Origin of the sequence: Porphyromonas sp. oral taxon 279 str. F0450, assembly GCF_000292995.1 — a bacterium.
Taxonomy (GTDB): domain Bacteria; phylum Bacteroidota; class Bacteroidia; order Bacteroidales; family Porphyromonadaceae; genus Porphyromonas; species Porphyromonas pasteri.
Window position 1 is genome coordinate 46,733 of record NZ_ALKJ01000015.1, and the last position, 26,740, is coordinate 73,472.

A 26,740-nucleotide genomic window follows, 5' to 3' on the forward strand; every position below is an offset into this window, starting at 1 on the left:
TGGGGAAGAGCCACACAGCCCCACGTGGACACCCTCTGACCTTATCTCTTACGTGAGCTCCACGCCTCTATCCCAGCGATCTTCAAAGAAAGAGATCTCTCTCTGGGAGATCCCCAGACGGTTGGCAAGACTTTGCCAATCGTCGAGTGCTTCACGTACCTCATCGATGATGGAGCGGGCTACCTCACGGGGAAGCATATATTCCTCGGAAGCCTCCAGCAAGATACCGAGGTTTGCCTCTGAGGTGGTGTTATTGATTAGCAAGCTCTGGTAGGTGCTAAGCGTCGGGTTCATATCGTAGGCAGGCGACAGAGTCCACCCCTTACGTGTGAGCAGGAAGCCGTGGTTGCGGAAGTGGTCATCGCTATTTCCGATACAGATATTGAAGGCTACACGGCGATACAGCTCTCTCAAATTCTGCTCCGTATCTCCGCTGTGCCTCAGGATGAAGTCCACGATGTCAAGGTAGCCGAAGCCACTCGAAGCATTGTCCCCGTCCTGCAGTCCAAGGAGGGTCATCGCTGAGGCAAAGTGTATGCGCTTCTCCCCCTGGGCTCGGTCAAAGCGCTCGGAGATGAACGTGTGGTACTCGTCACCTGATCGGAGGACTCGAGTACGTGCAGTCTTAATCCCCGCCCTCGTGGCAAGCTGGTGGCATAAGTGCTCCCAGAGTCCCGCATCATAGTCGTCTCGCCGAGAGGGGAACTTAGCGATACAGAGCGTGCCATCCGTATCTACGACACTCACCTTAGGCCTCGCTCCCCCCAGCGAAGAGCCAGGCTGTATGAGTTGGACGATCCAGCGTTTGTCAGGGAGCTCATTAGCGAGTTCACTGCGCTCGATCTCCTTGCTCGCAGCCTCGAGGGTGCGTATATCCGTGAGGGGAGGGATGCGGAGCGAGGGAGCGCTGTTGATGAAGTCGCCATCCGCCTCTTCCCTGAAGCGTAAGGCTCCCATACGAGCGTAGTCATCGATCCCCAGCAGATAGTCGAAGGAAGAGAGTCGCCTCAGGGGGCGCTTTTCCTCTCGTGCTAAGATCTGCTCCCGACGCAGGAGCAGGGTGCGCCCCCATCGGTCGGGGAGAGCATCGGAGAAGCAAGCAAAGATGTCCCGATCGCTGGCAGTGTACTGGATGCCTGGGTAGTTGTTGAGGTCAGCACTCAGGTATAGCCCGCCGTGCGCTTGTAGCCACTCCTCGCTGAAGCGGAAGCTGTAACTATCCGTGCCACGCAGGGATTCGTAGCCGAGTTCACCGATGAGGGTGGGAGCAGGAAGCCAATCGAAGTCGGCATAGACGAGTAGGGTACGCATAGCTTATTCCTTCTTGCTGGCACGACGCCGCTGGGTAAGGGAGAGATCTTGGAGGCGACGACCTAGTTCGTCTTCGCCCGCTATGTGAAGGAGGTCATCCTCCAGCTGAAGGGCGTAGAGGACACGGGCGTAGATACCGAAGGATACCGAGGGCGAACCCTTCTCAACACGAGCGACCGTGAGGGGCGAACAGGTAGCACGTTCAGCGATCTGAGCAATGCTGAGGTTGCGACGAAGTCTAGCGAGCTTGATCTGCTCCCCCACGATCTGCATCTTCTGCTCCAGTTTGCGGGGAAGCTTTGTCCCCATCGTATTCTTTGCCATACACTCAACCTATCATATTATATACAAATATAGGCAATTCACTTATCTATTACATATGTTGACTATGAGGGTATGTGCGGATATTCCCCCCTGCAAGGAGCGAGGGCACGGAAGGAACCCAGCGCTCAAGAATGAGAAAAAGACCGAGTGAGCGTCTGCCCTTTTGTAGCGGTATCTGGAGGATACTTGCCGAAGTGATATCGGCATACCTACCCACTGAAAAGGGGAGCCCGTAGTGGAGGAGGAGAAACCTATATTGGTCAGCGGGCGAACCTATATAGGTCACGAAGCGAAGCAATATAGGTGACTATATGAAACCTATATAGGTTCGCCCGCTGACCAATATAGGTTGTATCTCCCCCTTCGTAGAGTACAAAGAAAGCCCCCCACAAGCTCACTCATGCGAGCTCATGGGGGGCTTAGCTATTCGGCTGGGGGAATTACTTCTTCAGCGGCAGGACGCTCGTCACGATACCAGCTGACGTGTGCGCGCTGTAGTCAGGTGCGTAGCACGAGACGATGCGGGCGACGGTGCCAGCGAAGCGGCCTGCTCGTGCCACATACTGGTCGTAGCTGAGGAGGTACGTACCGCGGTTGAGGTGGTCGATGTAGAAGTTCGTCTCCGTATCCTTCGGCTCAACGTAGTAGCCCGTACCTTCGCCCCACTCATAGCCGGGCTTCTGGATGATGGGCTCAGTGAAGCCTGGGCGGGGGTCGATGACTTGGACGAAGTCGAGGGACTGCTCAAGGCGGATCGTGAGACGCGTGCGGAAGCGGTCACCGACACGCAGCTCCTGCCCTTCGGCGAGTGGTAGGAGTTCGTCGCCATTGCTCCCTCGACGCAGGAGGAAGGTCTCACGCGTGATCTGGATTTGCTTGCCACGTGCCTCGATCTCTGCCGTAGGCAGGGTGTAGGTCGCCGTAGCACTCCCCCAGAGGACGGCAGGCTGCGACTGCGAGAGCGTCAGGACGGTGTCGGGGTGAACGGTACTCGTGAAGGGCATCTTCACCTGCAGGCGGTCGCCCTCGAGGCGAATGGCTTCACCCCCTACGACGGGCAGGTCAATGCGTGCCTGTGCGTCCTTATCCAGCTCGTGAGCGATAGGATCGCCGAGCGTGAGGCCGTAGACGGCTTCGGCCGTCGGGAGGTCACGCCCCCATGAGTTGGTGCGCTTCTGAGCGACGATCCAGCGCTTGATGCCGCTGATGCGCTCAATATCTATGATGGCGGGGTCGGAGAAGAGCTCCAGCGTCTCGACGGCAGCGGGCAGTGCACGGCTGATCCACGAGTAGCTCCCTGACTGCAGGCGGGCGAAGAAGAGGCCCGTCTCATCCTCGACGAGGTAGTCACGGATGCTCTTGACGAGCTCCATGGCGAGCTTCTTCTCCCCTGCACGGAGGAAGATCAGTGCTGCACGAGGCTTGTCGTCCAGCGGCATATCACGGAGATCCGCACGCAGCTCGCGGAGGAAGTAGCTCTCTGCCTTCTTGGCTTCTTCGGAGGCATCACGCAGGCCGCGCGTCTTCGCCAGAGCCGCGAGGTAGAGGTAGTCGACGTCGGTGTAGACGTAGACGCTCTTCCCTGCACGCTTAGCCTTGACGAGCTCAGCGTGATCGCGTACGGCCTGCTTGTCCAGTGCCTTCATCCCTCGGCGGATCATCTCCTCGAGGCGCAGACGCAGGGCGGACTCCAGATCGGAGTAAGCAGCCATACGGAGCAGCGTACGCAGCACGTACTCGGTGGTGTAGAGGCTACCCTCCATACCTGGGTACCACGCCCACAGGCCGTCGGAGGTCTGTAGGTCACTCAGGCGCTTGAGGAGCTGATCGCTCGTGGTCGTATGATCCTGACTCAGGAGGAAGCGAGCCAGCCCACGCTCTTGCTCAGCTTCCTGCTTCAGGCGACGCGCCCAAGGGCTCTTCGAGAGCAGGCTGTCACGCCCGACGAGAGCGCCATAGCTGGTACCCTTCTGCGTGGACTCGGGAGCATTCAGCACGCCCTCTGCCCACTTATGTAGGGGCTCATAGCCTACGAGGAGGCGGGCTACCGACTGCCCGAAGAGGGCCGTCGCAGCAGCGAAGGCGGAGGCCTCCTTATTATAGGTCATCACGGGGAGTGCCGTGAGTGCCAGACGCGAAGCGTTGGGCTGAAGGGTGACGGTGAAGAGCCCCGACTCGGGGATCTTGCCCGTAGAGGGGAAGAGCGGAGCCAGCGAGATGCGCTGTGTCCCCTCGGAGTGGGAGGAGAAGGCGATCGTCTCGGTGATGGTCTCACGGTCGGAGAGGACAGGCAGGATGTGCTGCTCGCCGTCGGAGGAATGGTTACCACGGGCGATGACACGCACGCCGACGGAGTCCAGACCACGATAGCCCTCCAGCGGGAGGCTCAGGGTCGTAGCTGACGAAGCAGCGATGTCGAAGGTCTGCTGTTGGGTCGAGCGCACTGCACCACTTGCGGGATCGAAGAGCTCGAGGGTCAGCGTACCATACTGTGCCTCGGGGCTCTCATTGCGCACCTCGGTGACGAGGGTCGCGGTATCGCCCTCACGAACGAAGCGTGGGAGCGTGGGGCGGATACTGAATTCGCGAGATGTCTCTACCGTGCGGCGCTCGATATGATGATCCAGCGTACGGCTGTGGGCGTTGAGGACGAGACGCCAGCGGGAGAGCTGCTCAGGGGCATTGAAGCTCCAGCTAACCTGTCCCTTGCTATCGGTCTTTAGCTCGGGGAGGAAGAACGTCGTCTCGGAGAAGTCCTGGCGAAGCTTCACTTCAGGGGCGCTCACCTCTGGATCCCAACCCGCGGGACGAGCGGACTTCGCGCTGCGAGGGACAGCAGCTGTGACTACATGATTGACGAATTTAGAGTCAGCAGCGAGACCCAGAGAAGAGCCATACAGCATAGGACGTGCGGTTGCAAGCATCTCCTCGAGATACTCAGGGGAGGCTTCCTCCTTATCATCCCCGGACTTCTTGATGAAGGGTGAGCGGAATGCTCCACGAGGCTTATCACCCAGCCAAGTAGCCCACCATCCTCCATCAGGATAGCGCCCATGATTCTGCTTACGGACAGAGGCGGAATAGTTACCGAGGAGCCCTGAGAAGCTGGTATTCTTCAGGCGCAGCGCAGGGTACCATGGACTCAGCTTCCCGAAAGCTTCGAGGGCGGCATCGTACATCCAGACGGCCACCGCCACACCTTCAGCAGGACGCCCCTTATCGTCACGGAGCGTGAAGCTCCACGTCTCCTTATCGCCTGCCTTCAGTCGGTCACGGAAGCTATCCCACGTGATCTGAAGCTCCTTCTCGGGTTGTGTGCGCTGAAGCGTCACTTCTTCGTGGAGGAAGCGGCCGTCACGCACGGTATAGAGCTGTACCTTGATCTCTTCGGGCTCGGTGGGCTCCTTGGAGATATCTATCGGGAGCGTACACAGCGCACCAGCCTTCGGACGAAGGACGCCCGAGGCAATGGGGCCACGCTGACTATATACACTATAGTAGATGTAGGCATCGGGGAGGCTCGTCGCATAGTAGACGACGGGCTTCTTCCCGCCGCCATACTTCCCGTCGCCTGCGGAGAGGAGGAGGGGCGCACGCAGGTCACTGACCTTGCTATCATGCGCATCGAAGAGATAAAGAGCCATCTGCCCGACATAGGAGAGCGAGTCGCGGTACTTGACGGTATAGTCCAGCTCATAGCGTCCCGAGGGAAGGGAAGCTAAGCGAGGGGCGAGCTCGATGACGCTATCGGTAGGCGTCGTCCCCTCCAGATGCACCTTCCCTCCACTGATGAATCGGTAGTGAACGGTCGGAGCTTCGGCGCGAAGTGTATGGATATCGTTCGTGAAGCGGAGCGTCGTGCTCGCACTCTTGCGGTCGATGAACTGGGCGAGTTTCACTCTCACCGCACCCACAGGCTGACCGATGGGGATATTCAAGAACTCCTGATGGCTCTCACCAGCACCGTCCGTCGAGGTGACAGTCAGCACATAGTGGTACCACGGAGCGAAGTAATCCCCCTCACGCTGCGTGAGCTTCTGGGGATCCTCGGGAAGAGGCACCGTGAAGGAATAGCGACCCGAGGCATCAGTGACGACCTCCGAGGTGATCTTCTCCATCTTGCTACGATCGCTATAGTCGACGCTCAGCCCTCTGAAGCTCCAGAAGGTAGCATGACGCTCGAGCGTATAGCGCACACGAGCATCTGCCACGGGGCTACCACTGAGCGTGCGCACCGAGCCCGTGATGGAGAGCGTGCCTCCATACTGATAGGGAGGCTGAGGCATGTCGACGGTGAGCTCCGTACCCTCGCGCTTATACTCGAAGACCGCGAACTTACAGCTGAACTCAGACGAAAGCTCTTGATCACGCTCCGATGCCGCCCGAGCCTCGATACGATAGTCACCCGTGAGGCCATCCTTCGGCAGGGTGATGCTGGCCGAGAAGCGCCCAAAGGCATCCGTCTTGACCGTAAGCTCCTGCACCTTCTCACGCGAAGCATTGATGACCTCGAGCGTGAGGGACTTCGAAGCTGCTACACGAGTATCCTCGGCGTGCATACGCACCTCGGAGTACACCCCATAGATATGAGCCGTCTGTCCAGGACGATAGGCAGGACGGTCAGTGGTCACATAGCCTTCGTAGGCATAGAGACGTAAGGGGTCAGCAGGCCCCTCGCCCTTTCTCCACCCGCGGGAGTGGTAGGATTCGGCGATGAGCGGATCCTTCCCCGACGCCATGAAGTAGCGCCACTCCCCATCCTTGAGACGGTAGTAGCCGAGGGCATCGGTCTTCACATCCCCCTTATGCTCGAAGTCTCCCCTGAAAGAGGTCTGGTGATAGGTGTGGAAGGACTGATCCGCTACGGGCGCACCGGTACGAGCATTCAGCCACTGATGAGATCCGATATCCCCCGCTTCGTAAGCGAGATAGACGTACTCTGTACGCATCAAACTATTCGTCGCATCCAAGTCATTGGACGAAGCCTCGGGAGAGTACTCGAACGTGGTCGTTAGGAAGTAGTTGGCTGCCGTAGGGAGATCCAGGCTAAAGGGCTTAGCTCCCTTGCCTTCGCCCAAGTCATCGAGCTGGAAGGTCACCTCCTTCGTCGCTATGGGCTTATCTTGGCTCCCAGGCTTCCACTCCTCACGCGTATCGGGGCGGATAATCGTAGGAACCTTATAGAGTCGCACCGTGGCCTTCGTCACGAGATAGGGTGCCTCCAGATGGACGCCTACTCTGTCGAGGTAGCTACGGTCAGCCCTCTGTAGGAGCTCGGGGCGACGACACTCCTTGGCCTCTTCACCCAGCTGCTTGCGCATCCCGGGAGTAAGCCCCGTCACACGCTGGATGAGCGACTCGAGGAAGCGAGCACGGCGCAGGCGCTGGTAGGGATAGAGCTCGAGGAGCGAGCCGAGCCGCGTACCGACCTCGGGATGGCTCGCGTACTTCTTCAGATGGCCCTCAAGCGCCTCGATGCGCTGGGCCTCTGTCATGTGATCCTTGTCAAGAAGGATCTGATGGGCGTCGATGAGCGCACGATAGTAGACGCTCTTGCTCGCCTCTGCGGCAGGGCGAAGGGTCTTCAGCACCTCACGACGCAGGGGGCCAAGGGCTTCGATCGGGGGGAAGTTCTTGAGCAGCTCCGTACCGAACGTAGGCTCTCCGATCGTCCCTTCATCAATAGAGAAGGCGGCGGAGTAAGGCTTCAGCGAAGCCGACAGCACTGCGGGATCGCTGATGAGCTCACGGATACGGGTCGTGTAGAAGGTATTGTAATCCTGCTGGCTCCAGCTCTCGGGATTCACAGGATCGACATGCTTCGCCACGATCTCCTCGGAGCGGTAGCGATAGCGATCCTGATGATCGGAGTAATAGCACAAGGTGAAGAGCTTGAGGGCCAGGCGATCCGTCGCCGTCAGCCAAGGCAGGCTCTTCAGCTCATGAAGGGTCTGGTAGGCATTGATCTTCGCCTCGGGATCTCGATCTACCGTGCGTAGCCAGAGCTCCGAGTAGCCCTGAAGGAGGATATTGAGGTCGTGCTTCTTCATACCGTAGTCGATGAGTTCGCGGGTGAGCGGGATATTAATACGATTACGATCTTTCTGCCGGCTCGTATTGGGCTTGAGGATGCGCTGGATCTGCTGCACCCGTTGGATCTGGGGGGTGGCCTTAGCGCTCTGCTTCTTCTGCCCATAGCTGGGTAACGAGAGCGAGAGAACCACAAGGAGGGCGTATCTGATCTTCATAAGAGGGAGGTGTATGTGGTAGGGATCAGGAGATTGACTTATACAGCAAAGATAGCAAGCTCTTCACAATACTGTATCTCACGGGAGAGAGCCTATTGATTTCCCCATGCGAAGCCGTGCTTTTCTGGTGACCGAGCGGATAAAGGAGGTACGCTCCCACAGGCCGTAGCGAGCGCCTCTCGGGGAGGAGCGAGTGACGACCAGCTCCCCGATATGCCTCTCCGAAGTGATGCGCAAGCCCTTAGCCTTATCGCGAGTATTCCTCTTATCCAGCGGAGGGAAAAGTGTCCTTCTCGTGAAGAAAAAAGCGGCTTCCCGTAGTGGTTTTCCTCTGTCTATGCACGTAGTCTTAAAGACCAGGCACGTAAATCCAAATATCCACGTACGTAGATTTATCATCCACGCACGTAGCCCAAACTTATCTGCCACTCGTCCACAACTTTTATCCCTACGCGAAGTAACAACCTAATATGGGTCAGCCCAGCGACCAATATAGGTCCGTCTCCCTACCCTCCACTATATAAAAAGGGAACTCCTCTGCAGGCAGGATGCAAGCATCCAGACCTACAGAGGAGCAACCCCTAACAACTAAACTAACAATATCACGTGGGACGTGCGCCCTTAGCGGAAGCGCAGCTGTCCATCTTCTACGTCAAGCGTGATGACGCTGGAGCGGTCGACAGCACCTGAGAGGATGCTCTTCGAGAGCTCATTGAGCACCACATGCTGGATGACGCGGCGTACAGGACGTGCCCCAAACTCGGGGTCGTAGCCTTCCTTGCCGATCCATTCAACTGCAGCGGGCGTATAGTGAAGCTCGATGCCATTGACCTGCAGGAGGCGGGCCGTGCTGTCGAGCTGGATGCGGACGATCTCGTCGATCTCGCTGCGACCCAGCGGGGTGAAGACGATGGTCTCATCGATACGGTTGAGGAACTCAGGACGGATCGTCTTCTTCAGAAGGCCGAGTACCAGCTCACGCGTCTCGTCGATAGCAGCCTGCTCACCGCCCGCGGGGACGTCGGAGAGACGCTCACGGATGAGGTCGGAGCCGAGGTTGCTCGTCATGATGATGATCGTATTCTTGAAGTTCACCAGACGACCCTTATTATCCGTCAGACGACCGTCATCGAGGACCTGCAGGAGGACGTTGAAGACGTCGGGGTGAGCCTTCTCGATCTCGTCAAAGAGGACGACGGAGTAGGGCTTGCGGCGGATAGCTTCGGTGAGCTGACCACCTTCGTCATAGCCTACATATCCAGGAGGTGCACCGATGAGACGGGTGGCGGAGAACTTCTCCTGATACTCGCTCATATCGATACGGGTGAGCATCGTCTCGTCATCGAAGAGGACTTCAGCCAGCGCCTTCGCCAGCTCGGTCTTCCCGACACCGGTGGTACCGAGGAAGATGAAGGAGCCGATGGGACGCTTGGGGTCCTGAAGACCGGCACGGCTACGGCGTACGGCGTCAGCGACGGCACGGATAGCCTGCTCCTGACCGACGACACGCTTGTGCAGCTCTTCCTCGAGATGCAGGAGCTTCTCACGCTCGCTCTGGAGCATCTTCCCGACGGGGATCCCCGTCCAGCGAGAGACGATATCGGCGATATCCTCGGCAGTGACCTCCTCACGGATCAGAGCGCTATCGCCCTGAGCCTCGGTAAGCTCCTGCTGGATAGAGGCGATCTCGGCTTCCTTCTCCTTGAGTCGGCCGTAGCGGATCTCAGCGACGCGACCGTAGTCGCCGCTGCGCTCAGCACTATCCGCCTCGATCTTCAGCTGCTCGACCTCGATCTTGCACTGCTGTATGCGGTTGATGAGCTCCTGCTCACGCATCCACTTAGCCTTGTCGCCAGCTTCTTCTTCGCGCAGCATGGCGATCTCCTTGTTCAGCTCTTCGAGCTTCTCCTCGTCGTCCTCACGGCGGATAGCCTCACGCTCGATCTCGAGCTGGGTGATACGACGTGCGATCTCGTCGAGCCCCTCGGGGAGGGAGTCAATCTGCATTCTGAGACGTGCGGCAGCTTCGTCCATAAGGTCGATAGCCTTGTCGGGGAGGAAGCGGTCGGTGATGTAGCGGTCGGAGAGGCGGACAGCAGCGATGATGGCATCGTCCTTGATACGCACCTTGTGGTGGTTCTCATACTTCTCCTTCAGCCCACGGAGGATGGAGATCGAGCTGGCTTCATCGGGCTCGTCGACCATGACCATCTGGAAGCGGCGCTCCAGAGCCTTGTCCTTCTCGAAGTACTTCTGGTACTCGTCGAGGGTCGTAGCACCGATAGAGCGGAGTTCGCCACGTGCCAGAGCAGGCTTGAGGATGTTAGCAGCATCCATAGCGCCCTCGCCCTTACCAGCACCTACGAGGGTGTGGATCTCGTCGATGAAGAGGATGATCTCACCTTCGCTCTTCGTGACTTCGGTGACGACGGACTTCAGACGTTCTTCAAATTCGCCCTTATACTTCGCACCAGCGATCAGGGCACCCATATCGAGGGAGTAGACCTGCTTGGAGCGGAGGTTCTCGGGGACGTCGCCACGGACAATACGGAAGGCCAGACCTTCTGCGATAGCCGTCTTACCGACACCAGGCTCCCCGATGAGGATGGGGTTATTCTTCGTACGACGGGAGAGGATCTGCAGGACGCGACGGATCTCATCGTCACGCCCGATGACGGGGTCGAGCTTACCGCTACGAGCACGCTCGCAGAGGTTGATAGCGTACTTGCTGAGGGCGTTGTACTGCTCCTCGGCGTGCTGGCTGGTGACGCGGTTGCCCTTACGCAGCTCGTCGACAGCCTTACGCAGCTCTGCGACCTGCAGGCCGAAGTCACTCTTGAGGAGTCGAGCTACCGAGGTGTCGACCTCAGCGAGTGCGAGGAAGAGGTGCTCAAGAGCTACATACTCATCCTTCATCTCTGTGGCGATGTCCTCAGCCTTGTCGAGTACCTTCGTGGCATCGGAGCTGAGATAGGGTTCGCCACCCGAGACCTTAGGCAGAGCCGAGAGCATACGCTGCAGGCTCTCCTCAAGGCGGGCACGCTGGATAGCGAGCTTAGAGAGGAGGAAGTCAGTAAGACTATCTCCGAGAGTCAAAATACTTGTAAGCAGGTGAACGGGCTCAATGGCCTGATTGCCGGCCTTGCGAGCAAGCTCGATAGCGCTCTGCAGGGCCTCCTGCGACTTGATGGTATACTTATTAATGTTCATTTTTATGTCAGGGGGTGGACCTTAGTGCCCACGCTACATACCCTTCTGCAAAGCACGTACCCAGCCCAAGAGTACGCCATTATGACACACAAAGCGGGGTAGCATCGCATAAACGGCATTGTTACACGCCATTACGTCACACATATAGGTAATAAAAGACCCGCGCCCATAGCTCACTCGGAGCCATGGGCGCGGGTCGTATATCTTATATGTAGGGCGGGCTACTTACGCAGCTGCTCCTCGATGCGGGCACGCACGTCGTCAGCGATCTCCTCGACGGGGATACGCGCTATGACGTCTTCGGCGAAGGCATTACTCAGCATCAGGCGAGCTTCCTCAAGGGAGATACCGCGCTGGCGCATATAGAAGAGAGCATCTGCGCTGAGCTGACCCGTGGTCATCCCGTGGGAGCACTTCACGTCGTCAGCGTAGATCTCCAGCTGGGGCTTCGACTGCATACGAGCCGTGGGCGAGAGCAGGAGGTTGCGGTTGTTCTGATAGGCCTGCGTCTTCTGCGCGTCTTGCGCTACGAGGATACGCCCGGTGAAGACACCACGGCTATCGTCAAGCAGCACGTACTTGAAGAGCTCATCCGAGGTACAGTGCGGTACAGCATGCTCGATGTAGGAGAAGTTATCCGCATGTGCCTTCCCTGTGGTGAGGATGAAGCCAGAGACCTTGAGGTCGGCACGCTCTTCGGCGAGCGTAATGAAGTAGTTATTACGCGTCACACCATTGCGCAGCGTGACACCGCTGAGGTCGACGACGCTATCCTGCATCTGACGGACATAGAGCGAGGAGATACGCACATTCGCTTCGGCCGACTCCTCACGCTCGATGAGCGAGAAGCGGGCACGGCGCCCGACGTGGACCTCGATAGTACGCAGCGCCATAGCACGCTCCGTCGTCTCGGGGCAGTCACGGAAGTGGAGCGTCGCCTCAGCGTCATCCTCAAGGATGATGAGTGCACGCTCTACGGAGATATGACCCACCAGACGTGGCAGGATATAGCTCAGCTCGATGTGACCAGGGATCTTTGCGCCACGAGGCACGTAGATGACGAGCGCCTCGGCTGCGAAGAGGGTGTTCAGCGCGACAAGCCCGTCAGTAGCGATGGGCGCAATGCGGCCGTAGTACTCCTGCGCCAGCTCGGGATGCAGGCGTACGAAGTCAGAGAACGCACCGATGAAGATCTCCGGTGCGAAGGCCTGCGATGCCCAGTAAGGAGCACCATCCAGCACGTGGAGCTTCCAGTCCTCGGCGAAGAGGCTGGGCAGGTCGGTACGCTGGTAGTCCTCGCTCTTGAAGCGGGGTACCCCCAGACGAGCGAAGGCGTCATAAGCCGCCTCGCGGTAGTGATTGAGTAGCTGTGGACGCTCCTGCAGCTCCCCACTAAGGGCAGCGTAGAGGTCAAGGTACTTCTTGGTGATCGCTTCCATGGTCAGACTACTCTCCTACCTCTTCCTTGATCCAGTCGTAGCCGCGCTTCTCGAGTTCGAGAGCCAGCTCGGGGCCACCGCTACGTACGATACGCCCCTTGTAGAGGACGTGCACGAAGTCAGGGCGGATATAGTCCAGGAGACGCTGGTAGTGCGTGATGACGATGGTAGAGTTCTCGGGGCTACGGAGCTCATTGACGCCCTTAGCGACGATACGCAGGGCGTCGATATCCAGACCACTATCCGTCTCGTCGAGGATAGCGAGCTTGGGCTCGAGCATAGCCATCTGGAAGATCTCATTGCGCTTCTTCTCACCACCGGAGAAGCCTTCATTGACCGAGCGGCTGGCGAGCTTGTTGTCCAGCTCGACGAGTTCGCGCTTCTGCTTCATCAGCTTGAGGAACTCAGCAGCGGGCAGCGGATCAAGACCAGCGGCCTTGCGACGCTCGTTGAGGGCAGCACGCATGAAGTTCACCATGCTGACGCCTGGGATCTCGACGGGATACTGGAAGCTAAGGAAGAGGCCGAGGTGTGCGCGCTCCTCGGGCTCGAGCTCGAGGATATCCTCACCCTCGAAGGTCACGGAGCCCTCCGTCACCTCATAGGTGGGGTGGCCGACAAGGACCGATGAGAGGGTGCTCTTCCCCGAGCCGTTGGGGCCCATGATGGCGTGCACCTCGCCCTTGCCTACGGTGAGGTTGATTCCCTTGAGTATCTCTTTATCTCCAATGGATGCGTGGAGGTTCTCTATCTTAAGCATATCTATATGATTCGGAAATGGGGTGATGGGGATTAGCCTACGGAGCCTTCGAGGGAGATGCTCAGGAGCTTCTGAGCCTCGACAGCGAACTCCATCGGGAGCTTGTTCATAACTTCCTTGGCGTAGCCATTGACGATGAGGCCCACAGCCTCCTCGACGCCGATACCACGCTGCTGGCAGTAGAAGATCTGGTCTTCGCTGATCTTGCTCGTCGTGGCTTCGTGCTCGATGATCGCCGTGTCGTTGTCGACATGGACGTAGGGGAAGGTGTGTGCACCGCAGCGGTCGGAGAGCAGGAGGCTATCGCACTGCGAGTGGTTGCGGGCATTCTCCGCATTGGGGCCGGCGTAGACCAGCCCGCGGTAGCTATTCTGGCTCTTGCCAGCGCTGATACCTTTCGAGACGATACGGCTACGGGTATTCTTCCCGAGGTGGATCATCTTCGTACCGGTGTCGGCCTGCTGGAAGTTATTCGTGACAGCGACGGAGTAGAATTCGGCTACGGAGTCATCTCCCTCGAGCACACAGCTGGGGTACTTCCACGTGATCGCCGAGCCCGTCTCGACCTGAGTCCAGGAGAGCTTGGAGCTGGCACCACGGCAGAGACCGCGCTTGGTGACGAAGTTGTAGACACCGCCCTTACCCTCCTTGTCGCCAGGGTACCAGTTCTGCACGGTGGAGTACTTCACCTCAGCCTCCTTCTCAACGATGATCTCGACGATGGCGGCGTGCAGCTGGTTCTCGTCACGCTGGGGAGCCGTACAGCCCTCGAGGTAGCTGACATAGGCCCCCTCGTCAGCGACGATGAGTGTACGCTCAAACTGTCCCGTGTTGATGGCATTGATACGGAAGTACGTGGAGAGCTCCATCGGACAGCGCGTACCCTTCGGGATGTAGACGAAGGAGCCATCGCTGAAGACGGCGGAGTTCAGCGCAGCGAAGTAGTTATCGGTATAGGGGACGACGACACCCAGGTACTTCTTCACCAGCTCGGGGTACTCGCGTACGGCTTCGCTGAAGGAGCAGAAGATGATGCCCTTCTCGGCGAGGGTCTCGCGGAAGGTCGTCTTCACCGATACGGAGTCCATGACCGCGTCGACGGCAATCCCTGAGAGCATCTTCTGCTCCTCGAGGGGGATACCGAGCTTCTCGAAGGTGCGCAGGAGCTCCGGATCTACCTCGTCGAGGCTCTTCGGACCCTCCTTCTTCTTCGGAGCGGCATAGTAGATGATATCCTGGTAGTCGATAGGGGGGATCTTCAGCAGTGCCCAATCGGGTTGCTCGAGGGTCAGCCAATGGCGGTATGCCTCGAGACGGAACTGCAGGAGCCACTCTGGCTCACCCTTCTTCTCCGAGATCAGGCGGACGGTCTCTTCACTGAGCCCCTTGCCGATGGTCTCGGTATCGATGTCGGTGGTGAAGCCATATTTGTAATCGCTCGAGGTGACCTCGTCGATGATCTGATCGTTATCTTGCATGCAATAAATATGGATGTTATTCCTCCTACGCTGTAAACACGCCACAGGGGAATTTGGTTGCCATACGCCACCCATTTGTGCGGGGAGGAGCCCCACACCTCGGGAGACTACTTGGCGTAGCTGACGCTGCGGGTCTCGCGGATGACGGTGATCTTGACCTGCCCAGGGTAGGTCATCTCGTCCTGGATGCGCTTAGCGATCTCAGCTGAGAGCGTAGCGATACTGCTGTCGTCGGTATTCTCTGCGCCGACGATGACACGGAGCTCACGACCCGCCTGGATAGCGTAGGTCTTCACCACTCCTGGGTAAGAGAGGGCGAGCTGCTCGAGGTCATTAAGGCGCTTGATATAAGCCTCGACGATCTCACGGCGGGCACCGGGACGCGCGCCACTGATGGCGTCACAGACCTGGACGATGGGGGCGATGAGGCTCTCCATCTCGACTTCGTCGTGGTGTGCCCCGACGGCATTGCAGATGTTCGCCTTTTCCTTGTACTTCTCACAGAGCTTCATCCCCAGGAGTGCGTGTGGCAACTCGGGCTCGTCATCGGGCACCTTACCGATGTCGTGCAGGAGGCCGGCGCGCTTGGCGTGCTTGGGGTTCAGACCCAGTTCACTGGCCATGATGGCGCAGAGGTTAGCGGTCTCGCGGGAGTGCTGGAGGAGGTTCTGCCCGTAGGATGAGCGGTACTTCATCTTACCGATGAGGCGGATGAGCTCGGGGTGCATACCATGGATACCGAGGTCGATGACGGTGCGCTTCCCCGTCTCGATGATCTCTTCCTCGATCTGCTTACGCACCTTCGAGACGACCTCTTCGATGCGGGCAGGGTGGATACGGCCATCTTGGACGAGCTGATGCAGCGCCAGACGTGCTACCTCACGGCGCACGGGGTCAAAGCTACTGAGGACGATGGCTTCGGGGGTATCGTCGACGATGATCTCGATGCCGGTAGCGGCCTCAAGGGCACGGATGTTACGCCCCTCACGGCCGATGATACGGCCCTTGATCTCATCGCTCTCGATGTGGAAGACGGTGACGGAGTTCTCGATAGCCGTCTCGGTCGCCAGGCGCTGGATCGACTGTATGACGATGCGCTTGGCCTCCTTGTTGGCGGTCATCTTCGCTTCTTCGACGATCTCGTTGATATAGCCCTGAGCTTGGTCCTTGGCTTCGGCGCGAAGGCTCTCGATAAGACGCTCACGCGCCTCGTCTGCAGAGAGTCCGCCGAGGGCTTCGAGGCGCTTCTGCTCGCTCTGACGAAGGAGCTCCAGCTCAGCCTTCTTCTCCTCGTACTCGACCTTCTTGACGTCGTATTCTTCCTTCTTCAGCTCGATGCCCTCACTCTGTAGGGCGAGCTTTTCCTTGAGTATATCGATCTCTTGATTGCGCTTCTCTACCTCATTGTGGCGCTGCGTGAGCTCCTGCTCGCGGGTCTTCAGTCGGCCCTCGATCTGCTTGAGCTTATTATTGCGCTGTGCCACCTGCTGCTCGAGGTCGCCCTTGAGCTGCAGGAACTTCTCCTTGACCTCAAGGAGCTTCTTCTGCTTGAGGACTTCAGCTTCACGCTCCGCCTCACTGAGGATTGCACGGGTCTTCTGCCCGAGGAGCTTCTCCGAGACGACCCATGAGAGAGCCGCACCGAGGATAAGCGCACCGATACAGATGATAATGATCGTAATTGTTCCCATTCCTTTGTCTGAAATAAATGTAATGCTGAAGGAAAGGGACGCTGTGGTTATCGGGACGAGGTGGGGGGATCGTCAATGAGCTGTCGAGCCTGACGAATCAGAGCCTCAAGCTCCTCATTGATCTCCACGAGGCGTGGAGTCAAGGTCTGCTTGCGCGCTTCCAGAGCAGTGTGTACCTGCTTGTAGCGCGTAGCGATATCGATAGCAGCCATCGCCAGATATCCCTCTGCGGGGACCTCGGAGCGATTGGGGTACTTATATCGGTAGATACGCAGCGTAGTGGCAATCTCCTCACCTGCATCGCGGTAGAAGCGTTCCTCGGAGCGAGGGACGTAGAGCGAGAGGCGGGTGTGCTCAACAGCGAGTGTGATACGCTGCAGGGCCTCTGGGCTGGTATTGGTATCCATATATCGGTAGCGGGGCGGGTAGGCCCCAAGCTATTCGGTCTCTGACTATATCTCGGGCTCAGACGCTGCGGTGGGCTCGGGCTCACTGGTGAGCTGGCTGATGCAGCGGTCGAGCTGACTGATGATCCCATCAAGGAGCTCCCGGGCATCCCTACGGCTGACATCTCCCATATCAGGAGAGACAAGTGCCGAGGCAGTGGCCAAGGTCGCTTCGTGTCGTCGCACTGACTTGAGTTCTTCTTGCATCGCATGAAGAGCTTCATCCCGTTGCTGAAGGAGCATCCTGAGCTGAGCGAGCTTCTCGTTCTGCTCTGCGACAATACCGGCGAGACGTCGGATATTGACTTGTAATCGCTGGAGCTCTTGGTCCTCGGCTTGGGTCATAGCGTCGTTATTCCTTATGTATGCAAAGGTACGCTTTTTTAGCCTCTTCCCCGCCCCCGCTCTATATATAAGTAGGGTACCCCTCCCAAGAAGGCCACCCAACCACCTGCTCCCACACGACTCGATCCCCTCAATTTCATCCTCAAAAAAGGGTGCAGTCAGACAGCCTCTTAGCAGGAGCAAAAACCAACCAGTACTGGTCACTCGTCCGACCAGTACTACTTCGCGCGGTGACCAGTACTGCTTCCTATTGGTGACCAGTACTGGTCCGATCGCTGACTAGTACTGGTCGCAACTCCCTCTCTCCCACGGCTTCTGTTGCTGACACCCGTGGGAGGTGCTACCGACCTATATTGGTCATCGGGCTGACCTATATAGGTCCGCGTCGTGACCTATATTGGTCGGAAGAGCGATCTATATAGGTCAGCTCAGCGACCCATATAGGTTCACACCACCCCCTTCTATTGGACAGTCACATATAGGCGCGCAAGGCGATGATATAAAGCAGCTTGCCCTCGGGCTCCACAGCGGGAGCTCGAGGGCAAGCCTTCTATAGGGATCGCCCGTGTGGGGCGAGGCCGTCGGAGGGAGCGAAGTGCGCCCTACGCTGGATTAGTAACCCGTGTTCTGCTTGAGCTGCTCGGGGTTAGCCTGGATATCATCCGCAGGGATCGGATAGAGCGTGCGGTAGGCCTGCGAAGCAACACCAGCCTTCACGCCAGCCTTCCAGGGCCATACGTAGTCAGCGGAGACGAACTTACCGAAGCGGATGAGGTCCGTACGGCGGTGACCCTCCCAGAAGAGCTCACGGCCACGCTCAGCGAGCATCTCGTCAAGCGAAGGCAGGGCGGAGTAGTTCCCCGTCGTAGCGCCGTAGGCACGAGCGCGTACGAGATTGAGGTACTGCAGACCCGTAGCCGTATTGGCCTTACCGCGGACAGCGGCCTCAGCATAGTTGAGATAGAGCTCTGCCAGACGGAAGAGGGGGAAGTCAGCATCGCACTGGTCGCCATCGCTACCGTTGGCACCGGCGCTGGTGACGTTGCGGAACTTATGGACGTAGACCCCTTGGTCGAAGTTAGTGACCGAGGCGATGTCTGCCGTGGCAGCCGCTGTCATGAGGCAGCGCTTGTCGGTCGCCTTATTCGCGCCGAAGAGGTCGAGGAGACCCTTCGTAGCGCGGTTACCCTGCCAGCCACCGTTGACGCCCATGTTCACACCCGTTGCCTTCTTAGCATCAGCTCCCGTAGAGGAGTTGATGAGGAAGGTCATACCACCCCAGTTCTGCGACTTCTTACCATCATAGTTGACGGAGAGGATGACCTCAGGGTTGCTGAGGTTGTTGTCCGACAGGAAGAGGTTTGCGTAGGTGGAGTGCAGGCTGTACTTACCCGAGCTGATGACCTTCTCGGCGTAGGTAGCTGCATCGGCGTAGCGCTCCGTACCCATGTAGACCTCTGCATTGAGGTAGAGACGAGAGAGCAGTGCCCAGGCAGCAGCCTGGTCGGCACGACCGTAGTCACCTGCCTTAGGCGTCTTGAGGTCGCTCTCGATAGCCTTCAGCTCGCTCTCGATATAGTTGAAGAGCTCGCTACGGCTGATCTGACGAGGATAGACCTTACCCGTAGGCGTGGACTCGTCGACGAAGGGAGGATTGCCGAAGAGGTCGATGAGCACCCAGTACTGATAGGCACGCAGGAAGCGAGCTTCGGCGCGGTAGGTGCGGACCGTAGCATCGGAGGCCTGCGACTGGGTGTTCTTGAGGAACTCTGAGGCGAGCTTGATCTGATAGATCGAGCGGTAGTAGAGGCCGCGGATGATGGGGTTCGACGACGACCAGCTCATCGCATGGAGGTCGGGCACACCACCGTCACCCCAGGCGCAGATAGCCGTCTCTGTAGGCAGCTCCTGGAGGTTGAAGAGGCCACGAACGAAGTCACTCGCCCCTTCGTCGATACCTGCGATATCCCCACCGTCACCATTGCCCGAGAGAGCGTATGCGCCGTAGACCTTAGCGAAAGCTTGGAAGGTCTTTGCAGGGGAGTTATAGATCGTCTGGGAGGTCTCCCCGTTGGTGGGGAAGCGGTCCAGATCCTTGGTGCAGGAGGAGAGGCCGAGAGCCGTGACGAGGCTAAGGGCCGTGAGGCCTCGGCGAAGAATCTTCTTATCTGTAGTCATGATCGGCTGTGAAGATTAGAGCGTGAGGGAGAGATTGAGCGAGTACGTACGTGGGATGGGATAGAGGCTGAAGTCGATAGCACGCTCAGGATCGAGACCCTTGTAGGGAGAGAGCGTGAAGACATTCTGCACAGTAGCCGAAGCACGGAGGTTAGCTCGGCCCAGGATACGACCGAAGTCATAGCCGAGCGTGAGGTTGTCCATCTTGAGGTACGAAGCTCGGTGGAGGTAGTAGTCCGAGATGAACTGCTTATCGCTATTCGTCTGGAAGTCTGAGACGTTGATCTCAGGCGTCGTGTTGCGGAAGTACTGACCCGAGTTGAGCACAGCGGTGTGCGTAGCCATGTAGGCCGAGATGTTGTCGTAGATATAGTTCCCGAGGCCCGAGCGGAGTGAGGTCGAGAGCGTCCAGCGGTCGAAGGCCAGGCTCGTAGAGAAGCCCATCGTGACCTTAGGCTCAGGGTTGTGCGTGCGGTACTTATCCAGCTCATTGATGACGCCATCCTCGTGGCGGTCTACGAACTGACCTTCCAGAGGCTTACCATTAGCATCGTACTTCTGCTCGTAGACGAAGAAGGTACCAGGGGCATAGCCGACGGAGTGGATCTGTACGTTCGTACCCGTACCACCCGTGACGCCCCCCGTGGGGACACCCTGATAGCCGGGGACTTCGACAGCGTTGAGCTTGGTGATGCGCGTGCTGTTGGAGCTGATGTTGTAGCTCACATCCCACGTCAGACGCTTGGTCTGGATGGGGGTAGCATTGATGCTGAACTCAAAGCCCTTGCTGGAGATGTTACCGACATTCGTGAGGATGCGGTTAGAGAAGTTCGCCCCTGCAGGCGTGGGGATCTCGTTCAGCAGGTCGCTGGTCTTCTTCTGGTAGAAGTCGAGCGTACCCGAGAGACGACCCTTGATGAAGCTGTAGTCCAGACCTACGTTGTAGGTAGCCGTCTGCTCCCAGTGGATGTTCGCATCGTAGGCAGCGGGGCGGAGCATATTGTAATACTGGTCGCCGAACTGATACGTCGCCGTATTCGTGCTGAGCGAGTAGAAGGGGAGGTAGGTGTAGTTCCCGATACCATCCTGCTGACCCGTGACACCGTAGCCGAGACGGAGCTTGAGGTCATCGATCCAAGAGACATTCTTGAGGAAGTTCTCCTGATTCATACGCCAAGCCAGTGCCAGAGCGGGGAAGATACCCCAGCGGTTCTCCTTGCTGAAGCGTGAAGAGCCGTCGGCACGCACCGTAGCAGTGAAGAGGTAGCGGTCCATGAGGCTGTAGTTCAGACGGCCGTAGAAGGACACCAGCGTATTCTGTGGGTAGTCGTACTCGTAGACGGGAGTCGATACGAGCGTCTTGTCGTAGGTGTAGTCAGGCGTGTTGTGGACGAAGGTCTTCCAGTCCTGATAGGAGTACCCTGCCATGACGTCGACGCGGCTCTTCAGCGAGCGAAGCTCCTTGACGTAGTTAGCGTAGAAGTCGAAGAGGAGGCTGCGCTTGCGCTGGTCGTAAGCATTGTTCGTACCGCTCTTATAGACGTCGGGCTGGCCTGCCTGCTTGAGGGTGTAGCGCTGCCATCCGAGGGAGGAGTTCTCGGGGATGACGACCGTACCCTTACCCGAAGCGTAGTCGTAGCCGAGGTTCACGTTGAGCTTCAGCTCGGGGAGGAAGTGGAGCTTATAGTCGATCTTCAGATTGCTGATCGTGCGGAAGACATCACTGATATCCTCCTTCTGATTGAGGAGAGCGACAGGGTTCTTAGGAGCGAGCTTCTGGAGGCCTGTCCCGTCTAGCTGTGTCCAGTAGCCACCGAAGGGCGCGTAGGCAGGGTCAGCATCACGGACCGGACGCGTGGGGTCGAACTGTACAGCAGCACCGATAGCTTCCTTGTTAGCGAAGCGATTGTGCGTAGCGCTGAGCTTCACGCTCGCATCGATAGAGAGGTGATTGTCGAAGAGACGGGGATTGAGGCTGATGTCACCGCTGAAGCGATTCATCTTGTCGGTCTTCAGTACACCCTCCTGGTGGTAGAAGCCCGTAGACACGCGGTAGGGGAGCTTGCCAGCAGCACCGCTGACGCTGACGTTGTAGTCACCACCGTAGGCGAGCTGATAGATCTCGTCCTGCCAGTCAGTATTTGCCGTGCCGAGCTTCGAGGCCGTAGCGGGGGAGATACGCTGGATGAGCGAGCGGTACTCGTCAGCCGAGAGCACGCGCACACGGCGAGCAGCTTCGGAGAGGGAGCTCTGTACGGAGACAGCGATCTGGGTCTTCTGCCCGACCTTACCACGCTTGGTGGTGATCATGATGACCCCGTTAGAGGCGCGCGAACCGTAGATAGCGGTAGCAGAAGCGTCCTTGAGGACGTTCATCGAAGCGATGTCCTGAGGGTTGAGTGAGCTGAGGATGCTGGGTGCCCCAGATACAGCGGTGTTCTCGATGGGCACACCGTCGATGACGATGAGCGGGTCGTTGCTGGCATTGAGCGAAGCACCACCACGGATACGGATACGGCCACCAGCCCCAGGAGAGCCCTCGGGCGTGATCTGTACCCCTGCGATCTTACCGACGAGGAGGTCACTGGCCGTGGAGATAGCACCCTTCTGGAAGTTCTTCGCATTGAGGGTGCTGACGGATCCGGTGAGGTCCTTCTTCTGCATGGAGCCGTAGCCGACGACGACGACTTCCTTGAGGTTCTCAGCACTCTCGGAGAGGACGATCTTCAGCGGGAGCGTAGCGCCACTGAGAGCTACGGTCTTCGTGGTATAGCCGACGCTGGAGACGATGAGGTGCCCATTCTTGGGGGCACGTACGGAGAAATTCCCGTTGATATCGGTGATGACGCCCTGAGGGGTCTCCTTGACCTTGACGGAAGCCCCGATGACGGCTTCGCCCTTGTCATCTACTACCTGACCCTTGACCTGCACGTCCTGTGCGGAGGCTGTGAGGGAGAGGAAGAGTAGGGATAGACAGAGGTAGGTAAGGCGCAGAATCGCTTTCATATGAAGTGCTCTGTGTAAGTGAAAAAGGAGAGGCCCCGCCCACACTCCACGACTCTCTGTGAGTAGAGCTGTGGAGGGCGGTCGGAGACCTCAGTGTTTACTTCTTATTAGGAATAATGGAGATCGCGAAGCCACCACCAGGAGCAGAGGTGAGCGAGAGCTTGCTGCCCTTCTTCACCTGCACCTTGCGGATGGTGTAGACCTCGGGGTTGGTCTTGTAGTTTGCGCCCTTGGCATCGGCGTAGATCGTAGCGGTGTAAGTCTTACCCGCGTCGAGGAAGTCGAGCGTGAAGCTTGACTTATGGCCATCATAGCCAGCGACATTACCCACGAACCACTTGTCGGAGTCCTTTGCCTTACGAGCGATGGTGATGTATTCACCTGGCTCCGCTTCGATGATCTTCGTGTCGTCCCAGTCGACAGCTACGTCCTTGATGAACTGGAAGGCATCCATGTGCTTCGCATACACCTCGGGCAGGTCAGCTGCCATCTGCAGAGGGCTGTACATCGTGACGTAGCAAGCCAGCTGATTGCAGATCGTCGTGTTGACGTGAGAGTTGTTGTCGGGGTTGTACTTGCTGATATCCATCTGGAAGATACCAGGCGTGTAGTCCATCGGACCACCGATGAGGCGGGTGAAGGGCAGTACGGTGAGGTGGTTAGGCTTGTTACCACCGAAGGCCTGATACTCCTGACCACGTGCCGACTCCTGCGCGATGAGGTTGGGATAGGTACGGCTGAGACCCGTCATATGGACGGACTCGTGGGCATTGACGGAGATCTTATGCTTAGCAGCCTCCTTGACAGCGTGGAGGTAGTGGTTCACCATGCTCTGACCGTAGTGGTACTCACCGCGAGGGATGATGTTGCCTACATAGCCACTCTTGACAGCGGAGTAGCCGTTGTCAGTCATGAACTTGTAGGCCTTCTCCATGTGACGCTCGTAGTTCGTGACCGAGCTAGAAGTCTCGTGGTGCATGATGATCTTCACGCCCTTAGCCTTAGCGTAGTCACGTAGCTCGGCGACATTAAAGTCGGGGTAGGGGGTGACAAAGTCAAAGACACGATCCTTGCTGTGACCAAACCAATCTTCCCAACCGATGTTCCACCCCTCGACGAGGACGGCATCGAAGCCGTGCTTAGCAGCGAAGTCAATGTACTCCTTGACGTGCTGGGTGTTGGCAGCGTGCTTGCCGTTAGGCTTTACCTTGGAGTAGTCGGTCTTACCGATCTTTACATAGGGCAGGTCATCGGTGTAGGCCCAGGTACTCTTGCCCGTGATCATCTCCCACCAGACCCCTACATACTTAATAGGCTTGATCCAGTCGGTCGTCTCATAGGCGCAGGGTTCATTGAGGTTATAAGTAAGCTTAGAAGCTAGGATGTCTCGAGCATCACGGCTGACGATAACTGTACGCCATGGGGTGTTGAAGGGTGCCTCGATGTGCCCACGATTGCCCTGAGGGTCAGGGGTAAGCTCTACGTGGAAGACCATGTTCTTGTCATCCAGATCGAGGTTAATCGCAGGGAAGTTAATCAGTGCAGCTTCGTGCAGGTTGATGTACACACCCTTATCTGTCTTGAGCATCAGTGGAGTCTGAACGCCAGTCTTAGAGAAGGCCGTCTGGGAGCAGTTCTCCGTGAACGCCTTGTCGAAGAGCCCACGGATCTCAGAGAGACGGCTGTGCTGGTAGTCGTACTCCTCGGTGTCGTAGTCACCGGGGATCCAGTGCGCCTTATGGTCGCCCGTCATAGCGAACTCGGTGAGCTCACGCTTGACGACGTAGAAGTTACGATCCTTGCCACCGGGGAACTCATAGCGGAAGCCGAGCCCGTCATCGAAGAGACGGAAGCGGATAGCTATGGGATCACCGTTGCTCTTCTTCTTGAGCGTGACGAGCAGTTCGTTGTAGTTGTTGCGGATCGACTTGACCTCGCCCCAGACAGGCTTCCAGGTCTCATCGAAGGTCGACTCCTTCGTATCTGTGACCTCGAGACCCTTGTCGAAGGACTTCTTCGCATCGGTCATCTCCAGACCAAGATGACTGGGACGGATGATCTCCTGCCCATCAGCGAAGGAGAGGCGATACATAGGTGCCCCGTCCTGACTCAGAGAGAAGTGCAGCTGAAGGCCCTTATTGGGCGAGCTGATCGTCTGAGCCAAGGCGCTCCATCCAGAGGCCAGGACCAGCGCGAGGGCTGCAGCCCAGTGCTTTGCTTGCTTCATGCGGTAGTTAATTAACTATATATAATTATATGAGTGATAATGCTTGTGAATCCCTTCACAGGACGCCAATTCGTAGCCCTCAGATCCTCCTCTGAAGAGCGTGCAAATATAGAAATATTCTCAAACTACGGAGGGTGGATTTTATTAAGATTTTAAGAAAGCAGCTGACTTTCTCTGTGAAACTTATGAAAACCCTCCCATTTCACACCCCCATCCTCTACCCATAGGCTCCTCAGAGGAGGCGTCTTCATGGCATCAAGAAAGGCAGTGCGCCCGCAGCAAGGGCACTGATCCTTATACGCTATCCCATACAATAGTATATACTCGTACAGTTGCCTCCGCAAAGCCCATATTCAGGGGCTTTTGCGACCAGTACTGGTCACTCGTCCGACCAGTACTACTTCGCGCGGTGACCAGTACTGCTTCCTATTGGTGACCAGTACTGGTTCGATCGCTGACCAGTACTGGTTGCAATCACCCTCCTCCGCAGCTTCTCACAACTACCTACATATAAGAGCGATACCCCGACCTGATTTAGACACATCACTCGCCTCAAAAAGATTTAAAAATAGCGAGAGAACAGCCATGCATATTTTAAAAACAGGAGCGCTCAAAACACAGAAAGGTCAAATATTACTATATTTGTCAAGTATCGATTTAAGAAGGGGGAAGATCTATTTCCCTGCCCACTTAGGCAGAGCTACTACAGGTGCATTCGGTCACATCCTCGCGAAGAGGACTTATTTATATCATATCGTATGAGACAGTTCAAACACTCAGTGGCGCTACTTTTGCTACTCGCGGTCGCGCCCTCCCTCTTTGCTCAGAAGCAAAGAAGTCAAGAATTCAAGGACAAGTACACGCCCTCTGAGGCGGTCATCCTGAGCCGTCACAACATCCGCGCCCCACTCTCCACCAAGGGAAGTCTTCTTGAGAAGGTCACCACGCACCCCTGGTTCGCATGGACTGCTGGCGCAAGCGAACTCACCTCACGAGGTGGCGCACTGGAAAATCAGTTCGGCCTCTACTTCCGTAAATGGGCCGTCGACGCAGGCCTCTTCAAGGAAAACGCCAACCCCACGAAAGACGAAGTAAACATCTACGCTAATAGCATGCAGCGCTGTATAGCCACAGCACGCTACTTCACCACCGCCTTCCTCCCCGTAGCAGACATCAGCGTCAATCACCGCTACGTCCCCAGCAAGATGGACCCCATCTTCTTCCCCCGTCTGACGAAGATCAGCGAGTCCTTCAAGAAGGAAGCCCTCAAGCAAATCGCCGCTATGGGCGGTAAGCGCGGCATCCGCGGTATCAACGAGGACCTCAAGAAGGCCTACGAGATCACGGCCTCGACCCTCGACCTCAAGGACTCCCCCGCCTGCAAGGAAGGTAAGCTCTGCGCCTTCGACAACTACAACACCGAGATCCTCCTCGAGCGTGGCGAAGAGCCCCGCATAAAGGGCTCACTCAAGGATGCTAACACCTGCTCCGACGCCTTCATCCTCCAGTACTATGAAGAGCCCGATGAGAAGAAGGCGGCCTTCGGTCACGACCTTACTCTCGAGGACTGGACACAGATCGCACGCATCAAGGACGTCTACGGTGATGTGCTCTTCGCTGCACCCATCGTCGCTGTCAACGTCGCCCACCCTCTCCTTACCTATATGTATGATGAGCTGAACGCCAAGGGCCGTAAGTTCTCCTTCCTCTGCGGGCACGACTCCAACATCGCTTCCGTCACGGCTGCCCTCGACGTAGAGCCCTACGAGCTCCCCAACTCCATCGAGAAGAAGACCCCTATCGGTAGCAAGGTCGTCTTCGAGAAGTACGAAGGCAAGGACGGCAAGCTCTACTGCGACATCAACATCGTCTACCAGACGACCAAGCAGCTCCGTGGCATCGAGCAGCTCAACCTGCAGAATCCCCCGATGGTCTACCCACTCCAGCTCAAGGGTCTCAAGCGCAACGCTGACGGCCTCTACCTGATGAGCGATGTCAACGCCCGCTTCCTCCAGGCTATCCGCGCCTACGACAAGATCGAGGACAGCCTCTAAGCCCTACTCTATTTATCCTAAGC

General features: G+C 57.6%; 14 protein-coding genes. 1 reads left to right on the plus strand and 13 read right to left on the minus strand.

The window, feature by feature from the left end:
- Nucleotides 1-48 precede the first annotated feature (48 nt).
- From HMPREF1323_RS02380 to HMPREF1323_RS02440, 13 genes are all read right to left on the minus strand, one after another.
- Nucleotides 49-1,311 carry a type II toxin-antitoxin system HipA family toxin gene (locus HMPREF1323_RS02380; protein ID WP_009432607.1) on the minus strand — a complete coding sequence of 421 codons (1,263 nt, stop codon included), beginning with the start codon at nt 1,309-1,311 and terminating at the stop codon, nt 49-51.
- Nucleotides 1,312-1,314: 3 nt separating this feature from the next.
- Nucleotides 1,315-1,635, minus strand: a complete 321-nt coding sequence (locus HMPREF1323_RS02385; protein WP_044123921.1) for a helix-turn-helix domain-containing protein — start codon at nt 1,633-1,635, stop codon at nt 1,315-1,317.
- A 440-nt stretch (nt 1,636-2,075) separates the two neighbouring features.
- A complete protein-coding gene (locus HMPREF1323_RS02390) occupies nt 2,076-7,883 on the minus strand; it encodes an alpha-2-macroglobulin family protein (protein ID WP_009432626.1) in 5,808 nt (1,935 codons plus the stop codon).
- A gap of 621 nt (nt 7,884-8,504) precedes the next feature.
- Nucleotides 8,505-11,093, minus strand: coding sequence for an ATP-dependent chaperone ClpB (gene clpB / locus HMPREF1323_RS02395; RefSeq protein WP_009432641.1), 2,589 nt, complete (start codon nt 11,091-11,093; stop codon nt 8,505-8,507).
- A gap of 221 nt (nt 11,094-11,314) precedes the next feature.
- The gene (gene sufD / locus HMPREF1323_RS02400) at nt 11,315-12,532 is read right to left on the minus strand and encodes a Fe-S cluster assembly protein SufD (RefSeq protein WP_009432601.1); all 1,218 of its coding nucleotides are present in this window, start codon (nt 12,530-12,532) and stop codon (nt 11,315-11,317) included.
- A gap of 7 nt (nt 12,533-12,539) precedes the next feature.
- Nucleotides 12,540-13,292: a Fe-S cluster assembly ATPase SufC gene (sufC, locus tag HMPREF1323_RS02405; RefSeq protein WP_009432640.1), complete on the minus strand. Its 753-nt coding sequence runs from the start codon at nt 13,290-13,292 to the stop codon at nt 12,540-12,542.
- A 32-nt stretch (nt 13,293-13,324) separates the two neighbouring features.
- Complete coding sequence (gene sufB, locus HMPREF1323_RS02410) at nt 13,325-14,770, minus strand: Fe-S cluster assembly protein SufB (RefSeq protein ID WP_009432565.1); 1,446 nt, start codon at nt 14,768-14,770, stop codon at nt 13,325-13,327.
- A 107-nt stretch (nt 14,771-14,877) separates the two neighbouring features.
- Nucleotides 14,878-16,461, minus strand: a complete 1,584-nt coding sequence (gene rny, locus HMPREF1323_RS02415) for a ribonuclease Y (protein WP_009432587.1) — start codon at nt 16,459-16,461, stop codon at nt 14,878-14,880.
- A gap of 47 nt (nt 16,462-16,508) precedes the next feature.
- Nucleotides 16,509-16,868 (minus strand): cell division protein ZapA, encoded by a 360-nt coding sequence (locus HMPREF1323_RS02420; protein WP_009432643.1) that lies wholly within the window; start codon nt 16,866-16,868, stop codon nt 16,509-16,511.
- 45 nt (nt 16,869-16,913) lie between these two features.
- Nucleotides 16,914-17,252, minus strand: a complete 339-nt coding sequence (locus HMPREF1323_RS02425) for a hypothetical protein (protein ID WP_009432674.1) — start codon at nt 17,250-17,252, stop codon at nt 16,914-16,916.
- Between the two features lie 612 nt (nt 17,253-17,864).
- Nucleotides 17,865-19,430 (minus strand): RagB/SusD family nutrient uptake outer membrane protein, encoded by a 1,566-nt coding sequence (locus tag HMPREF1323_RS02430; protein WP_009432618.1) that lies wholly within the window; start codon nt 19,428-19,430, stop codon nt 17,865-17,867.
- A gap of 15 nt (nt 19,431-19,445) precedes the next feature.
- The gene (locus tag HMPREF1323_RS02435; RefSeq protein ID WP_009432666.1) at nt 19,446-22,436 is read right to left on the minus strand and encodes a SusC/RagA family TonB-linked outer membrane protein; all 2,991 of its coding nucleotides are present in this window, start codon (nt 22,434-22,436) and stop codon (nt 19,446-19,448) included.
- A gap of 97 nt (nt 22,437-22,533) precedes the next feature.
- The gene (locus HMPREF1323_RS02440; protein WP_009432602.1) at nt 22,534-24,663 is read right to left on the minus strand and encodes a glycoside hydrolase family 97 protein; all 2,130 of its coding nucleotides are present in this window, start codon (nt 24,661-24,663) and stop codon (nt 22,534-22,536) included.
- 758 nt (nt 24,664-25,421) lie between these two features.
- On the opposite strand from HMPREF1323_RS02440, the gene HMPREF1323_RS02445 reads away from it, so the two are divergent.
- A complete protein-coding gene (locus HMPREF1323_RS02445; RefSeq protein ID WP_009432541.1) occupies nt 25,422-26,717 on the plus strand; it encodes a histidine-type phosphatase in 1,296 nt (431 codons plus the stop codon).
- Nucleotides 26,718-26,740 lie beyond the last annotated feature (23 nt).

Excerpts from the sequence above, each read along its gene's own strand:
- HMPREF1323_RS02385 (WP_044123921.1), bottom strand. The coding sequence starts at position 1,635 with ATGGCAAAGAATACGATGGGGACAAAGCTTCCCCGCAAACTGGAGCAG.
- HMPREF1323_RS02380 (WP_009432607.1), bottom strand. The coding sequence starts at position 1,311 with ATGCGTACCCTACTCGTCTATGCCGACTTCGATTGGCTTCCTGCTCCC.
- HMPREF1323_RS02435 (WP_009432666.1), bottom strand. The coding sequence starts at position 22,436 with ATGAAAGCGATTCTGCGCCTTACCTACCTCTGTCTATCCCTACTCTTC.
- HMPREF1323_RS02420 (WP_009432643.1), bottom strand. The coding sequence starts at position 16,868 with ATGGATACCAATACCAGCCCAGAGGCCCTGCAGCGTATCACACTCGCT.
- HMPREF1323_RS02390 (WP_009432626.1), bottom strand. The coding sequence starts at position 7,883 with ATGAAGATCAGATACGCCCTCCTTGTGGTTCTCTCGCTCTCGTTACCC.
- HMPREF1323_RS02445 (WP_009432541.1), top strand. The coding sequence starts at position 25,422 with ATGAGACAGTTCAAACACTCAGTGGCGCTACTTTTGCTACTCGCGGTC.
- sufC (WP_009432640.1), bottom strand. The coding sequence starts at position 13,292 with ATGCTTAAGATAGAGAACCTCCACGCATCCATTGGAGATAAAGAGATA.
- sufB (WP_009432565.1), bottom strand. The coding sequence starts at position 14,770 with ATGCAAGATAACGATCAGATCATCGACGAGGTCACCTCGAGCGATTAC.
- clpB (WP_009432641.1), bottom strand. The coding sequence starts at position 11,093 with ATGAACATTAATAAGTATACCATCAAGTCGCAGGAGGCCCTGCAGAGC.
- HMPREF1323_RS02440 (WP_009432602.1), bottom strand. The coding sequence starts at position 24,663 with ATGAAGCAAGCAAAGCACTGGGCTGCAGCCCTCGCGCTGGTCCTGGCC.
- sufD (WP_009432601.1), bottom strand. The coding sequence starts at position 12,532 with ATGGAAGCGATCACCAAGAAGTACCTTGACCTCTACGCTGCCCTTAGT.
- HMPREF1323_RS02430 (WP_009432618.1), bottom strand. The coding sequence starts at position 19,430 with ATGACTACAGATAAGAAGATTCTTCGCCGAGGCCTCACGGCCCTTAGC.
- HMPREF1323_RS02425 (WP_009432674.1), bottom strand. The coding sequence starts at position 17,252 with ATGACCCAAGCCGAGGACCAAGAGCTCCAGCGATTACAAGTCAATATC.
- rny (WP_009432587.1), bottom strand. The coding sequence starts at position 16,461 with ATGGGAACAATTACGATCATTATCATCTGTATCGGTGCGCTTATCCTC.